Source organism: Enterobacter sp. I4, from assembly GCF_022669095.1.
GTDB classification, from domain to species: domain Bacteria; phylum Pseudomonadota; class Gammaproteobacteria; order Enterobacterales; family Enterobacteriaceae; genus Enterobacter; species Enterobacter pasteurii.
In genome coordinates, this window is record NZ_JALBUO010000002.1 from 953,284 (window position 1) to 969,273 (window position 15,990).

8 protein-coding genes and 1 pseudogene are annotated in these 15,990 nt (G+C 58.4%); all 9 read right to left on the reverse strand.

Annotation, left to right across the window (positions count from 1 at the left end):
- Nucleotides 1-35 precede the first annotated feature (35 nt).
- A complete protein-coding gene (locus MOQ06_RS16965; RefSeq protein WP_148420497.1) occupies nucleotides 36-1,523 on the reverse strand; it encodes a pitrilysin family protein in 1,488 nt (495 codons plus the stop codon).
- Between the two features lie 221 nt (nucleotides 1,524-1,744).
- A complete protein-coding gene (gene dctA / locus MOQ06_RS16970; RefSeq protein ID WP_063450025.1) occupies nucleotides 1,745-3,031 on the reverse strand; it encodes a C4-dicarboxylate transporter DctC in 1,287 nt (428 codons plus the stop codon).
- Between the two features lie 159 nt (nucleotides 3,032-3,190).
- Nucleotides 3,191-5,197, reverse strand: coding sequence for a biofilm formation regulator HmsP (gene hmsP, locus MOQ06_RS16975; RefSeq protein ID WP_148420496.1), 2,007 nt, complete (start codon nucleotides 5,195-5,197; stop codon nucleotides 3,191-3,193).
- 120 nt (nucleotides 5,198-5,317) lie between these two features.
- Nucleotides 5,318-8,800: a cellulose synthase complex outer membrane protein BcsC gene (gene bcsC / locus MOQ06_RS16980; protein WP_242174076.1), complete on the reverse strand. Its 3,483-nt coding sequence runs from the start codon at nucleotides 8,798-8,800 to the stop codon at nucleotides 5,318-5,320.
- On the reverse strand, nucleotides 8,782-9,888 hold the full coding sequence (bcsZ, locus tag MOQ06_RS16985) for a cellulose synthase complex periplasmic endoglucanase BcsZ (RefSeq protein ID WP_193354566.1): 1,107 nt from the start codon (nucleotides 9,886-9,888) through the stop codon (nucleotides 8,782-8,784). The genes bcsC and bcsZ overlap by 19 nt, the downstream gene beginning before the upstream one ends.
- A 6-nt stretch (nucleotides 9,889-9,894) precedes the next feature.
- Nucleotides 9,895-12,318 (reverse strand): cellulose biosynthesis cyclic di-GMP-binding regulatory protein BcsB, encoded by a 2,424-nt coding sequence (gene bcsB, locus MOQ06_RS16990; protein ID WP_193354560.1) that lies wholly within the window; start codon nucleotides 12,316-12,318, stop codon nucleotides 9,895-9,897.
- A gap of 10 nt (nucleotides 12,319-12,328) precedes the next feature.
- Nucleotides 12,329-14,944 (reverse strand): UDP-forming cellulose synthase catalytic subunit, encoded by a 2,616-nt coding sequence (gene bcsA / locus MOQ06_RS16995; RefSeq protein ID WP_242174078.1) that lies wholly within the window; start codon nucleotides 14,942-14,944, stop codon nucleotides 12,329-12,331.
- A complete protein-coding gene (gene bcsQ / locus MOQ06_RS17000) occupies nucleotides 14,941-15,693 on the reverse strand; it encodes a cellulose biosynthesis protein BcsQ (RefSeq protein WP_148420492.1) in 753 nt (250 codons plus the stop codon). The genes bcsA and bcsQ overlap by 4 nt, the downstream gene beginning before the upstream one ends.
- A 3-nt stretch (nucleotides 15,694-15,696) precedes the next feature.
- Nucleotides 15,697-15,893: pseudogene (gene bcsR / locus MOQ06_RS17005) on the reverse strand (cellulose biosynthesis protein BcsR); the annotation flags it as partial.
- Nucleotides 15,894-15,990 lie beyond the last annotated feature (97 nt).

A 15,990-nucleotide genomic window follows, 5' to 3' on the forward strand; every position in this document is an offset into this window, starting at 1 on the left:
CTCCCACAGGGAGAGGGAATAAAGAACCTCGGGCCTTACTGACCCTGCGGAATATCGCTCGCGTCCTGGTGCAAATCATCCGCCGCCTGTGCTGGCTGCGGCGCGGTTGCCATAATGGCGCTCCAGGTCGCCTTCAGCTCCTTCATGTCATACTCAGGCTCACCTTTCGGCTGTAGCAGAATCAACGCCATATCCTGCGAGAGCTGCTGACGCAGATCCTGATTCAGCATTTCAACGGTCAGCCCGCTGAGGAAGTCCTGACGCAGCTTCTGATACTGTTCCGGCGCGATATCCACAACCTGATTCTGCAGGGAACGAATGCGCTGGCTGATTAAGATATCGGTATCGGCGCGGGCATAGGTGGCGAACAGCTTCTGCAATTCGAGGGATTTCTGCGCGACCAGGGCGTTAAACTCCTCTTCAGACAGCCCTTCTTTCCGCACTTTTGCCAGCTCTTTCGCCACCACGGCGAGATTCGCGTTCAGCTTATCGCCCGGCGACTCCACGTTAATGGCGCACTGCGCGCGCTGGAACAGCACGCGGCAGTCAAAGCCGAGGCCAATATCTTTCACGTTGTTCTTGCTGAGCGTCTGCTGAACGTGCCAGAACAGCGCTTCACGCGCCAGATCCGCGCGCCAGTAACGCAGCAGCGCCGAGGACTCGCGGATCGGCTGCCAGGCGGTATCCCACATCATCGAAAGACGATCCTGACGCACCGTATCGGTCATGATACTGACCGCTTCAGGGCGCAGCGGAGAGAGCGTTGGAACAGGAGCCGGGGTTTCACGCTTCCCTTTCAGGTCGCCAAACGCTTTGTTGATTTGCTCGATTACCGCACGGCTGTCCACGTTGCCGACCACAATCAGGGTCATGGCGTCCGGGGTATACCACTGCTGGTAGAACGATTTTACCTGCCCGGCATCAACCGGCTGCTTCAGCGGCTCTGCCGGGTCATGCCCAAGCAGCGTTGAGCCTTTCAGGCGGTAGCGCCACCAGCCTTCTTTGGTATCCACGGGCCAGGTTGCCACCATGTCGCTGTTGCTCAGCGCATAGTTAACGGTCTCGGGCGTGATTGCCAGTTTGCCGGTTGCATCGGAAAGGTAGGTGAGCGCTTCTTTAAGAAGATCGTTACGGTTGTTAGGCAGGCTCAGGTTAAACATGGTGTAGTCGTAGGAGACAACAGCCGGCGGCAGCGGGCGTTTAGGATCGATGGCCTGTTGCCATAGCGAACGCACCTGAACCGCCTGCAAACTGCCGCTCTGGGTGAGCGCCAGTCGAGGAATAAAATGGCTTAAGCCGGTCTGCTGGGTGCTTTCAGTGAGGGAGCCGGTATTCACAGAAAGACGAATTTCGATGCGATCGCTCGGACGTTGCGGAGTGGCTAATACCTGCCACTGGAACCCGTTCGCCAGTGTTCCCTGTTGCCAGGCCGGGTCTGGCTGGAGCGCATCTGCCTGCACATAACTGGCTGCTGCCATCATCAGCAAACCGCCGGTTAAGAGTCGAATTTTTGTGCCCTGCATGTGAACCCCTGATCAACATTCCTGGTTAAAGAGAGTGTCTCGCGACGTGAGCACTCAAATATGACGATGAAAACATCCGATTAGACAGCGTGTTCGGCTAAACGTCACGGACGGAAGCGAAATATACCCAAAAAAAATCTTGTCGAATTATGACAGGTATGAGCGGTTATTATGCGCAGGTGCCCGCATCCCCACAAGGGAATACGGGCATTTATGAGGGATTAAGAGGATAAACCGGGGGTTTTGTCCTCAGAAGGACGATTATTTAACGTATCGTTGAGCTTCTTGTGATCCAGCTCCTTCACCCATTTCGCTACCACCACCGTCGCCACGCCGTTGCCGATCAGATTGGTTAACGCGCGGGCTTCAGACATAAAGCGGTCAATACCCAGAATCAGGGCCAGGCCCGCCACCGGCAGATGGCCAACCGCAGAGATGGTCGCCGCCAGCACGATAAATCCGCTTCCCGTCACCCCCGCAGCCCCTTTCGAGGAGAGCAGGAGCACCACCAGCAGCGTAATCTGATGGAAGATGTCCATGTGGCTGTTGGTGGCCTGGGCGATAAAGACCGCCGCCATGGTCAGGTATATGGAGGTACCGTCCAGGTTAAACGAGTAGCCCGTAGGAATAACCAGCCCCACCACCGACTTACGGCAGCCCAGCTTTTCCATTTTATCGAGCATGCGCGGCAGCGCGGACTCAGAGGAGGACGTGCCGAGAACAATCAGCAGCTCCTCGCGAATGTAGCGGATAAATTTGAAGATGCTGAAGCCGGTCGCGCGGGCGATGGAGCCGAGAACCACGACCACAAACAGAATACAGGTGATGTAGAAGCAGATAATCAGCTGGCCCAGCTGTACCAGCGTGCCGACGCCGTATTTACCGATGGTGAAGGCCATTGCGCCGAATGCGCCAATCGGGGCCAGACGCATGATCATATTGATGATGCCGAAGATAACCTGCGAGAAGCTTTCAATGACGTTAAAAATCAGCTGGCCTTTGCTGCCCAGGCGATGCAGGGCAAAGCCAAACAGCACGGCAAACAGCAGCACCTGAAGGATGTTTCCGCTGGCGAACGCGCCGATGACGCTGCTCGGAATAACGTCCAGCAGGAAGGCGACAATCCCCTGATCTTTCGCCTGTTCAGCGTAAACCGCCACCGCCTTCGCATCCAGCGTGGCCGGGTCAACGTTCATGCCCGCGCCAGGCTGCACCACGTTAACGATAATCAGGCCGATAATCAGCGCGATGGTGCTGACAATCTCGAAGTACAGCAGGGCGACTGCCCCCGTACGACCGACCGCCTTCATGCTTTCCATGCCGGCGATACCGGTCACCACGGTACAGAAAATTACCGGCGCGATAATCATTTTAATCAGCTTAACGAACGCGTCGCCGAGCGGCTTCATCTGCGCGCCCAGTTCCGGGTAGTAGTGACCGAGCAAAATACCGATTGCGATGGCTGTCAGGACCTGGAAGTAAAGACTTTTAAAGAGTGAGGTTTTCATAGGGTGTCCTTGAAAAGAAAAACCACAGGTTTTGTAAGGCTATGGTTAACCTGCGGCTTTAAAATAACACCCACATAACAGGACAGAAATAAACGAGGTTCAAATTTGAAACACAAATGTTAAGAACTTTGAGCTGGCTCGCACAAGCCAGCAACAAAATTACACTTTTGCGTTATTGCCGGCATCGGCGAGATAGCGTTGTTCGAAGATATCCGACGGCACGGCGCGGGCAAACAGGAAGCCCTGACCGCTCTTAACGCCTGCCGCAGCCAGCCACTCGCGCTGGGCTTCGGTTTCAATACCTTCGGCAATCACGTGCAGATTCAGGCTGTGCGCCATCTGGATAATGGCCTGCACCAGGCTGCTGTCTTCCGGTAATCCCTCAACGAAGGTTTTGTCGATTTTCAGGACGTCCACCGGCAGGGCCTTCATGTGCTGAAGCTGGCGCAGGCCTGAATAGCCCATACCAAAATCGTCCAGCGCAATGCGGATGCCGGCGTTGCGCAGCGGTTTCAGAATGGCGACGGCGTCGTCAGGATCGTCGATACAACGGCTCTCGGTGACTTCCAGAATCAGCGTGTCTGGCTGAATGCGGTAGCGCTGGATCAGCTCCAGCATCTCCGACACCATGGTCGGATGCATCAGCTGTAGCGCAGAAAGATTCACCGACAGCGGCAGAGTGATGCCCCGCTGCTGCCAGGCCGCGAGCTGGCGGCACGACTCTTCCAGCACCCAGTACCCCACCGTCACCATCAGACCGCAGGACTCGATACGCTCGATCATGCCTTCAGGCAGTTCCCACGCGCCATCCGGCTGCTGCATACGCAGCAACGCTTCGGCGCTGGTTACTTCGCCCGTGCTCAAATTCACCTGCGGCTGTAGCCAGAGCGCAAACTGGCGATTGTCCATCGCCGTCAGAATGTCGCTCTCTTCCGTCAGGCGCTGCTGGGCTTTTTCCATCTGCTCCGGGTCAAAGAACTGGATCTGATTTTTCCCTTTACGGCGCGCGGTAAACGCCGCCGAGAAAGCGCGACGGTACAGCTGCTCGGCGGTCAGGCCACCGTAGTACATCGCAATGCCGATGCTGGCGCTCGGGCGAAGCTGGATACCCTGCACGGGCAGCCGCTCATTAATGACAGTGAGTACTTGCTGACCTAGCGTGATGGCGTGCCACGGCTCTTTTACACCGTGAGCAATAACCACCAGGTCATAGCCGCTCACCTGGGTGAGCACCATCCGCGGCGACAGCACTGATTTCACCTTTTCCACCAGCGTCAGCAGCAGCATCTCGCGCTGGCTCTCTTTCAGCACGCCTGCCGTGTCCTGCAAGGTTTCGCAGGCTATCACCATCAGCGCGGTGGTCTGCTGGCGGGCCACGATCTGCTCCAGCAAGGCCATCAAAAACGCTTTGTTTGGCAGGTCTGAAACCGGGAAGCGGGTGGCGTTGTTGCTCAGCTCTTCCTGCTGGCGCAGAACGCGCTGCTGGTTGATATTGTAACTCCGGACCAGCATGCCGATTTCATCGTCGTGGTGAAGGCGCGGCAGGGCAAGCTGATGCCCGACGTGCTCCTGCGGGGAGAGATCGTTCAGCTCACGGGCGATGCGGCGCAGGGGATGCACAATCAGCCGGTTGATACACCACGTCAGCGCCACGCTTAGCATTAACGTCAGAAGTAAGTAAGTAGTTACTAACGTCGCAACCCAGCTCATGACGAATTTATACATGCGGTACGAGTCCGCCTGTAACACCAGATACGCCAGCGGCTGCGGGTTGGCAGGCCTTTCCAGTGAATAGAGGGGCAGCGAAATCTGCACCGGCAGCTCAAACATGCGCATCACCATCATCGGGACGGGGCGCTCAGGAATAAAACTCATCCGCAGCGCCTGGAACTGGTTAGGCAGCACGACGTCTGCGCGGCTTACGATACCGGCGGGCTGGATGCGTTTCAGAATAGATTCCGCCTCGGGAATATCCCCCTTCAGGATCGAGGCTGACAGCGGTTCCCGCACCGAGCGGGCGATACTTTCCAGTTGCGAGGCCGTGTTATAGCGATTCTGCTGTACGGAATGAAACAGCAAAATAACGCAGAAGATGAAGACAAACAGCATTGTGACGGCAGACACCATCGCCATCTGTTTGATCGTTAAGGAACGGCTGACACGCAAAATGACTCTCCACAAAACTCGAAGCGCAGGGCGCACCAGGGTGTAAACCTGGTGCGCCCGAGTATACCCGATAGCTGGACTTTTAAGAGAGACTTACAATTAGATTAAGAGAAAATCCGATTACCAGTCTGCATAAGGCACCAGCGGTTCCGGCGGTAAGTCCATATCACCCTGCCAGCCCGCGGCAGAATAGCGCACATAGAGCAGCGCGTGGCTCGGCGTATAATCTTTCGCTTCCTGAATATCGACGCCCAGACCCACAAACCAGTTGGACGTCACGCGGCGCTCAACAATCGCCCTCGCGGTATAACCGGTGCCCGACGAGCTGCTGCCGGTTTCCATCACCCCTTTATCGGTATAACGGCCTGGCTCATTGTCGGGGATCAGCCCCTGCAGCGGATAACGCATCACATCTTTTGTTTTTGAATGGGACCAGGAGACGGAGCCACCCAGCTCCCATGACCAGTTCTCCGTGCGTTTTCGCCAGTTCACCGGTAAGGCGAAGGATACATACTCCTGAGGACTGTAGTAGCCGCCCTGACCCAGCGAATAGCCGCTTAAGTCTTTATCATAGTGCCACAGCATGTTAGACACGCCGACCGTCAGGCGCTCATTGTTTTTGTTGATGAGCTTGTAGTAGTAGCCGGTCATCCAGCGGACGCGCCAGTTATCTTCCACATGCTTCCCGGTCAGGCTGTCGGCGCTCAGGCTTGACCAGATACCGTTAGCTTCGCCTTTATCATAGCTCACGCTCACGCCGCCGCCGGTAGCGCGCACGCCGCCCCAGGTGGTATCGGTATTGGGATCTTTTTGCCCGGCAAACGCCAGCACGGAGCTGGAAACCGGACGACGATGGGCGTTCAGGGTGTAGCCAATCGGCCCTAGATCGTTGCTGTAGCTCAGGCTACCCACCACGTCCACAACGTTAAAGCCCATCGGCGTGGTACCGATATCCCACGCCCAGGTGTTATTCTGCCAGCCGACGGCCACGCTGGCGCCGTTGGCCGACTGATTCGTGCTGCCGCGACATGGCGTTTCGGCGCAGGTACCCCACGTTGGATCGTAGGTGCCGTTGTCCGTATCAAAGGAGCCGGCGTTCATATTGACCAGATCGCTACGGAAGAACATTCGACCGTCCGACAGCGGCGCGTCAACCTGAAGCATTGTGGTGTGCGCTTTAAGGTCGGAATACCCTCCCGTACCGCTGGATCCCCAGTAATCGTGTTGCAGCGTGACGTTAAGATCCTGCTGACGGTACAGATCGCCCGCATCGCTGCGCACGCCGCGCTTCAGCCAGTCATCTTTTTCATCGTTACGCGTCAGGCGCGTAAAGCTGTCGTTATCGGACGGGCGGGCCGTGGTAATGCCCGAGGAGACCATCGCGTCTTTATATGTGTCCAGCGCCTGCTGAGGCCGACCGCTTTGTGCCTGGAAACGGGCGGCATCACGCACCACCAGCGCGCTCTCCATAGAAGGCGGCTGCGACTTTGCCTGAGGAAGAATGGCGTTGAAGGTCTTTTCTGCTGCGGCCGAATCGCCCAGGCCTGCCTGCGCCATGGCAAGCCGGCGCTGCATATTGATGGAGAGCGGTTCGCCGTTTTGCTCCGCCGGCAGCGTCGCCAGCGTCGCGCGCGCCGCGTCCTTGTTGCCCTGCGCAATATATACTTCGGTCAGGCCGAGAATAGCGTCTTCATTCTGCGGTTCGCGTTGCAGGACGGTGCTGTAGGCGTTTTTCGCGGCGTCGCGGTCGCCACGCTGTTCCGCCCAGTCCGCCAGCGTCAGGTCGATACGGGTGGACGCAGGCTGCTGGCGAAGCAGCGCTTCCGCCTCCTGCTCTTTACCGCTGTCGCGCAGGCGGTTAGCGGTTTCCAGCACCTGATTGCTTTGCAGACGTTCCGCCAGCTCCTGGATATTACCGTTCCACCTGTCGCGCGGCAGCGTATTGAGATGTGCCAGCGCGGCACGATCCCGATCGTTACCGGACAGGTAAAGGCCGCTGGCGTACACCTGCTCCGGATCGCCCGGCTTCTGGCTTGCCAGCTGGCGCATAAGGTTATCCGCCTGGCTGCGCTGGCCCGCGCTGTAGAGATCGCGCGACAGACGGTAGGTGATCCACACGTCGCCCGGCGAAAGCGCAAGGCGGCGGCGCTGAATTTCTGCGGCCTGGGCATATTTCCCCTGGCTTTCCAGCCGTTCAGCCTGGGCCGAAAGCTGCTCGTTCGTCAGGCTGCGTTCAATATCATCAATGCTGCGGCGCTGGCTGGCAGAGAGCGACTGAATAAACTGTGTCGCTTTCTCCGGGGACTGCGCGCGATAAATATTGGCAAGGCCGCGCACCGCGTTGCTGTTGCCGCTGTCCATGCGCAACGCCTGGCGGTAATAGCGTTCGGCCGCGTCGTTATCTTTACGCGCCGCCGCCGCGTCACCCAGCCCCAGCACCGCGTAGCTGTCCGCGTTATCGACGCTGCGCGCCTGCTGGTAATAGCGTTCCGCCTGAGCCGGGTTGTTGGCCTTCAGGGCGTTATCACCCTGCTGGATCAGCAGCCAGTACCGGTTGACCTTCAGCAGGCTGTCCCATTTCCCGCGATTTTCGCTCTGGGGATCGAGAGCGATCGCCTTTTCAAACTGCGCCACCGCGCGGGCGCGATCGCCTTTTTGTGAATAGGCCTGCCCCAGCGCGCCGACGGCTTCACTGTCGGCGTGGTTGGCGCTGACCGCTTTTTGCAGCTCGGCCACCGCTTTGCTGCCCTGCCCGGCATCCACCGCGGCTAACCCTTCGGCTTTCGCGCGGAACGCCGGATCGGCGAGCTGTTTTTGCTGCGCTTCAAGCTGGGCGCGCGCTGCCGTCACGTTTTCGCCATCGCTGAACACGCTCAGGTATTTTTGCAGTGCAGTCACGCTGGCGCTGCTGGCCGGCAGATCCTTGATCTGCTGGTACCACATATCCGACGCCTGGCTGCGGCCATTGTTTGATTTAGCCATCTGCTGCAACACCGCAAACCCTTCATCGCGGCGTCCGTCCTCGAACAGAAGCTGCGCCAGCGAAGCCTGTAGCTGGGCGTTGCCCGGGCTGCTGGCGTTAATGTTTTTAAGCTGGCCTATGGCCGAATTACGGCGGGCAGGCTCTTTCGCCACTACGTTCCAGTACTCTGTCGCGATCTCGCCGGTAGGCGGATTACCGTCAAACAGTTTGTCGTACGCGGCAATGGCTTCCTGCGTATGGCCGGTAGTGGCAAGCAGGCGGGCCTGCTGTAAGGCCTGACGCCCCTCCGGCGTGGAGAGCAGCATGGTATTACGGGAGGACTGGTACACGCCCGAGTCTGGCGCCATCCCTTTCAGGCGATCCAGCTCTTTTTGCGCGCCCGCCGTATCGCCCTGCCGTAACAGGTAGCGGAAGCGCGCGGCAATAACATCCGGGTTGTTGGGGTCGATAAGCTCGAGGCGATAAAGCGACTGACGCACCAGATCTTCGCGCTGCGTGGATTCGCCCAGACGGACCTGTTCCAGCAGCTGTCTCTGCTGCGGGGAGTTGGCGGCCTGGGCCAGGGGCATCAGCGCCAGGCCAAGCGATAAGGTGAGTAGATTTATTGTGAACGTGCGCATTCCTGACCCCAGTCCGGTATTAATTCACCTTGCGCGGTGAAGCGAAAACGATGCTCATCCCACCCTTGTCCGAACAGGGTCAGAACGTAACTGTAATAGGCATTGTTATCGGGAAAACGATCGGCGACGCGCTGACGCTGCACCGCCTGCGCGTCCCGGTTTTGTAAGAACGGAAGCAGCGAGGCAGAGAACCCTACCGGCCCGTCGCCGGTGCGTTTCCCCGTTGCCACATCCACTTTCTCCGGCGGCAAGCCTTGCCTGATTGTCGTGGTCGCCATGGGCTTGAAACGCGCCAGAAGCCGGGCTTTTTGCGGATCGTTATCGTTCATCATCCCCACCCAGAGATAGACGCGAATCGCATCGTAGCTGCCGATCAGGGTCGGATCCTGCTTCAGCTGCCAGCCGCCCTTTTTCTGGTATTTCACCCAGTTAGGGGAAAACCCTTTCGGCGCGGTCTCCAGCAGCAGGCGCAGGTTGGTTTCCCGTAGCGTCGTCCACGGGGCGCCAAAACGGGTAAAATAGCCCGCAAGCTGCGGCGGCAGGTAGCTGGGGTTGAAGCGCCAGACGTTCTCGTCGGCAAAACCGACCTTACCCGGTAAAAGCATAGAGCCCAGCCCAGGCACCTTCACCACCTCCTCGCGGGCAATGCGCGTTAACAGCGCCTTACCCGTGCGGGTGTAATCGGGATTGTTCCACAGCCGCCCGGCTTCCAGCAGCGACCAGGCAATCCAGATATCCGCATCAGACGCAGAGTTATCGTCGATAACCGCCCAGGTTTCTTCATCCTTTTTCCCCCACAGCCAGGCAGGGAGTTGTTGCGCTAAATCCCCTCCGGCGAGGTTATCGCGCGTCCATGCCAGCAGCAGATCGAACGCGTTGCGGTCGTTTGCGGCAAGGGCAAAGAACAGACCGTAGCTTTGCCCTTCGGAGGTGGTGATTTTGCGCGCGTCGCTGGGGTCGATCACGCGCCCGCTTTCGCTCATGTAATCCTTTTTAAACGTCTCCCATGCAGGCCAGTTACAGGCGGCGTGAAGCGTCGTCGTCGCCAGCATCAATGCTGCCAGTACACATCCGCGAAAGACTTTCATCACAGCTTACTCATGGTCCGGGTTAAGTCGACGGCGGCTGATGATCCGCAGCAGACGCCACAGCACCCAGGCCAGCAGTACCACGCTGAGCGCAGCCAGCACGGCCAGCAGCACCGGATGGTTAGAGAGGGCGTACCACAGACGCTCGAACCACGGCAGATGGCCCACATAGTAAACATCCCCCACGCGCAGGCTGTTGACGCCCGACTCACGAATAACCGAGACGGAACCGAACATTGCCGCTCGTTTACCGCTGTCGTTCATGGCCTCGTTGAGCAGTTCATACCCGCGCGGGCTGTCCGCCAGCAGGGCGATAACGCTGCGCTGGTCGTTGTACGGGGACTGGAAGCCAACAATCGCGGCCATCGGGCCCGTTGAGCTTACGGTCGTCTTGATATTGGCCTGACGATCGCCGCTGTCCGGCATGATGCTCGGGAACTCGGTCTGGCGCAGCGGGGTGTTGACCCAGGACCGGGCCGCCTGCACCAGCAGATCGACGCGCTTCTCGTCTTTCAGCTTGTCCGGGATGTTGCCGATGACCATGATATCGGCGTCTTTGTCCTGGATCTGACTACCGTCATCCGTCACCGTCACGTTAATGGCCGGCAGGCCGGTTTGCGCCCCGACGGTGCCCATGGTGTCGAGCAGGGTGGCAACCTGACCTTCGTTGGCCGCTTTTGGCATTACAACAATCGATTCAGAGAGATCCGCCATGCGGCTGAACGGGAAGCTGGCGTTAGCAAACGCACGCAGATCCGGCATCGCAATAAAGTGGTAGTACTTCGAGAAGTCGATGGTGGAATCATCGCCAATCACCACGTGATTTTGCACCGGCTGGAAGGTAATACAGTTTTCCACCGAACCGCCCGGCATCGGGTTCATATACTGGAAGTTAAACCGCAGCTGGTTTATCGCCCCCAGCTTCAGCGCCGGGATAGAGACATCGGTTTTACCGTCCAGCAGCCCCTGCAGAACCGGCAGACGCAGCATCAACCGGTTTGTCTCCTGGTTACTGGCCAGGCTGAACGATTGCAGGAACTGGTTGTTAAGGCTGATATCCATGCGCGAGCTGTCTTTGGTTGGCGGCGCGGTGTATCGGTAGTTCAGGTTGATATCGATACCGTTGGTGCGCAGCAGATACAGATCCGGCGGCAGGTTCAGGGACAGGCTCACCGGAGAAGGTTCCAGCCCGGTTGACTGCAGCTGCTCTTCATAGGTTTTCAGCTCGCCGAAGGTGATCGCGCGGTCGGTGCGCACCCAGTTCGGCGCATCGTAAGGCTTACGCGCCAGCAGCGGTTTCACCTCATCCACCACGACGCTGTTGCCGCGGAACAGGATATTTCCCTGGGCAATGCCCTTCGCGGCCTGCACCAGATCTTTTTCGTCACGCCCGAAGACCACCAGCAGCTTCACGTACGGGTTGTCCGGGTGGCTCATCATCTCGATGGTCGGCGCTTTCACATCCGGATGGTCGCGCAGGAACGCCGGACGCCTGGCGTTGGTTGCAAACACAATGGCGTTTTTGTCGGGCATTTTGTCGTACATCACCGGGAAGCTCTGTCCGCGCCAGCCGGAGCGGGAGCCAAACCACGATGCCACGATGGTCGCCGCCAGCTGTTCGGTTACGTCCGGCGCGCCGGCAAAGACCATCGGCAGATTCAGCGGGCGATTATCGCGCGGGTCGAAGAACGGCACCGGGAAGGCGGAGAGATCGTTTTTCAGCGCCAGCGGCTGATAGGTCATCTGCAACGAGGAGTTACGACCAACGTCCAGCCACAGCGTGCTGCTGGACGGATTTTCGCAGACGTCGCGATAGTGGCCGACAAACTCCAGACGCACGCGGTTAAAGTCGGTGATAAACAGCGGGTTAATCGGAACCTGCGCCAGGGTTTTCTTACCCAGCTGCTCTTTGGTGACCGGCAGAACCTCCATCAGCTCGTCGTTCAGGTAAACCTTAAGCTGGGACTGCACCGGCAGCAGCGACGGTGATGGCGTGTATTCCAGGTTCAGCATTGCTTTCGACACCAGCTCATCGCTGCGCATGCCAAATTCAATGCCGCCGTTCGGGTTAGTACCGCGCAGCACCATGCTGCCGGGCGGCGGCGCAATCTGGGCAAAGGTCAGCTTCACATCACGCGACGGCGTATTTTCCGCCACTACCGGCGCGCTGGCCCCGGGCACGCCGGGCATCACCTGACCGACAACCGGGCTGTCGGCGGGCAGCGTATTCCCCGCTGTCGGCTGATTCGGGGTGACGTTTTCCGTCTGCCCCGGCGCCGCAGTCACAACCGGATCGGTCGCCTGCGCGACGACAGGCACCGTTGGCGCAGGCGTGGTCGCCGCGTTGTCAGGCGCTGCGTTAGCCACTGTTGCAGGGAGCGCACTCATCCCCATTGCCACTGCACATAACCAGGAAAGTTTTGTTTTCATCGCGTTATCATCATTGTTGAGCCATAACCGGGTCCGCCTGCTTCGCTTCATCTCGCTCGGGCCGGCGCGGAATGAACGACACGACCCAGGAAACCAGCGAAGTAAGTGACCGGAAAATTAATTTCACCGACGACGGGGCAAATTCTGCAAGGTGACGATAGCCACGGAACCCCAGCTTGAGAATATCCAGCAGGCTTTCCAGAGGCTTATCCTCAGGGAAGCTGTCCTGCCAGAGAGCCCACGTATCCGCGCGGGCAAACGTACACTGCACAAAATCAATGTGTTGCTTTTTGGTCAACGGCATCAGCTGCAGGCCAACTTCACTGCCCCTCACGCGCACAACCTGAGTCGGGAAGACATACTCCTGCTGGCCGCGCTTGAGCAGCAAGTTGACCTTCTGCCCCTCCAGCACCTTCGCCTGGCCGTTGATCTTGATGCCCAGACCGCCATCAGAGAAGTCGTGTACGGTGCAGGAAAAGAGATGGCCATCCTCGCGGGCAATGGCCGCCGGCATGCTGATTTCGACGCGATGCGCGCGACGAACCTGTTTACTTTCCACCGATACCGCCACCGCGCCACCGAGGATGATCAGGTTATAGAACACCCACGCCATGCTCACAAATACCGTCAGAATTTCGTTTTCCGGGCCGTAGAAGTAGCGCCAGATCCCGGCAATTACCCCCACGATGTTCAGGAGCACCAGGAAGATATACGGCCGGGAGATCACCCAGTCGACGTACTCCTCTTCCACCAGCCCGCCCTTCGCGGTGACGTTGAATTTCCCTTTATGCGGGTTGATTAGCGCCACCATGGTTGGCGGCGCGATGTACCAGGCCAGCACCGTTTCGTAGATTTCGCTCCAGAACGAGTGGCGGTATTTCCCCTGAATCTTTGAGTTCGTCAGGCTGGCGTGAACCATGTGCGGCAGAACGAACAGGGCGATCATCAGCGCGGGAGCGTAGATGATGTAAGCGTGAAGCAGCAGGAACGCCAGCGGCGCGGTGAGGAAGATAAGCCGTGGAATGCCCGACAGGAAGTGGAACATGGCGTTGACGTAGCAGAGGCGCTGCGCCAGCTTCAGCCCTTTGCCCATCAGCGGGTTATCGAGACGGAAGATTTGTACCATGCCGCGCGCCCAGCGAATACGCTGGCCGATATGAGCGGAAAGCGATTCCGTAGCCAGCCCCGCCGCCTGCGGAATACGCATGTAGGCAGAGGTGTAGCCAAGGCGGTGCAGACGCAGGGAGGTGTGAGCATCTTCCGTGACCGTCTCAACGGCGATACCGCCGATTTCATCAAGTGGCTTACGGCGGATAACCGCGCAGGAGCCGCAGAAGAACGTCGCGTCCCACATGTCGTTTCCGTCCTGCACCAAGCCATAGAACAGCGTGCCTTCGTTCGGGGTTTTACGGAAGCGGCCCAGGTTACGTTCAAACGGATCCGGCGAGAAGAAGTGGTGCGGCGTCTGCATCATCGCCAGTTCTTTCTCCTTCAGGAACCAGCCCATGGTCATTTGCAGGAACGAGCGCGTAGGCACATGGTCGCAGTCAAAGATGGAGACGAACTCCCCTTTGGCATATTTGAGCGCGTTGTTGATGTTGCCGGCTTTCGCGTGTTCGTGGGTGGTACGGGCGATGTACTCAACCCCCACTTCGTCCGCGAACTGGCGGAACTCGGCGCGGCCACCGTCGTCCAGGATCCAGATTTTGATTTTATCCTTCGGCCAGTCGATGCCCAGCGCGGCGTAAATGGTGTTTTTCACCACCGACAGATCTTCGTTGTAGGTCGGCACGAAGAGATCGACCGACGGCCACTGGGTCGTATCTTTTGGCAGCGGTACCGGCTGTCGGTTCAGCGGCCAGATAACCTGGAAGTAACCCAGCACCAGCACGATCCACGCGTAGGTCTCCGCAAACAGCAGAACTAACCCACACACCAGGCTGACCGGATCGTCCCAGTTCAGGGTAGAGGTGTATCGCCACCAGATGTAGCGGCAGGAGACGGTCAGCGACAGCACAATCAGCATCAGGGCTGAGAAACGCCCCGGAATGCGCCGTACCAGCAGCGCCACGCCCCACAGCAGGATCAGGAAGGTGAACTGCGCCAGCGGGTTGAACGGCTGGGTAATGCAGACCAGCGCCAGAATGAGCGAGAACACCACAACCACGCCGAGAATAAAACGGCGCAAGCCCGGGTGGAGGTGCCCGAGCTCTTTATGGTGATCCAGATGACCCGTTCGGTCGCCGACGCGGTCGGGCAGCCGATCCAGCCACTGGTGATAGCGCTCGCGCAAGTGCTGCACGCGATCGAAGCTGCGCCAGCGGGACGTTTTTTTCTCCGCGCCCATTGAGGTCGTCAGTAGCCAGATGGACTGGATAAGGTAGCGCGCCGGATCCAGCGGCCGCGGCCTGTCCGGATTGATATGCGGATAGAGCTCGTCGTGGCGCGCACGAATACGCTGCCAGCGAGGATGTTCGAGGGGAAGAAACATCCACGCCAGAACCATCCAGAAGCAGCCTGACGCAGCGCTCAGCGAGGAGGCGCCGTGATGGCGGTAATGGCGGTAGCGTTCACTTAAGCGCGAACTGACCGGCGGGATGAGCAACCAGTTGGCAACGCGACTCATGCTGTACTCCCGGCAGACTCCGGTCGTTTTGCAAAGTGCAGCAGGCACCAGTTGGCCAGCGTCAGGATCTCTTCTGCCGCCAGCGAATCGCTACGGTATTCCCCAAGCGGTTGTTTCGAAGCGAGGCACTCCGCCATCGCTTCGTCACGATGAATAACCATCGGCAACAGGCGGCGCTGGCTCTGAAGCCAAACCTGGTACAGATCGTCCTGGATCTGGCTGCCAATGCGCAGATCGTTAATCAAAATATGGGCATTCGCGGGCATCGCCTGCTGGTGCAGACGGATATGGCAGTTCGCATCCACGTTCGCGATGGAGAGCACATGGTCACACTGCGCCAGGAGCTGGCGGGTCAGCGAGGCCGCGCCGTGCGGCAGGTCCAGCAGGATCCACTGATAGTGCCCCTTCTCTTTCAGGCTCTGCAATGCGGTGGTGAAGCGAGAGAACAGACGCTGAAACGCGGCTTCATTGCCGCGCTCGGTTTCGGTTAGTTGCCCAAAGGGAAGCAAATCGAGCTGGGAGGTATAGCGTAAACCCGCATCCCGCCAGTCTTTATCGTCCAGAAGCGCGCGCCCCCAGCCGTTTGAATGCGTAAAGTCGACATTGAATGACATGCGCAACAAATTATCGGAACAGGCATCAATGACCAGTACCGATTCACCTAATACCTGCAATGACCACGCCAGCGCCGCGGTAACGGAAGTTGTACCTACCCCACCACGGACGCCTTGTAATCCTAGTACGGCCATCAATGGCTTCCTTATTGTTGTTGGGCAAATTCAGCTAATAACGGCCAGCGTTTAATAGCCGCGGCCAACTGTTCCCGCTGGGAAATATCGGTGTAGTCTATTTCTGGCAAAGAAAAGGCCTGCGTGAGCGCCAGAAAATCGTTTTGGAATGTGTAACCCAGGCTTGAATCGACCGGCGTTGCGGGTTCGTTATTTTGCATTCTTATTTCATCCCTTTGGGTAAAATCATAAGATTCAGATGCAGCGAGGCGTCCTGCCCACGAAATTTCATTTACATGCTAAATCTGATGTTCTTTA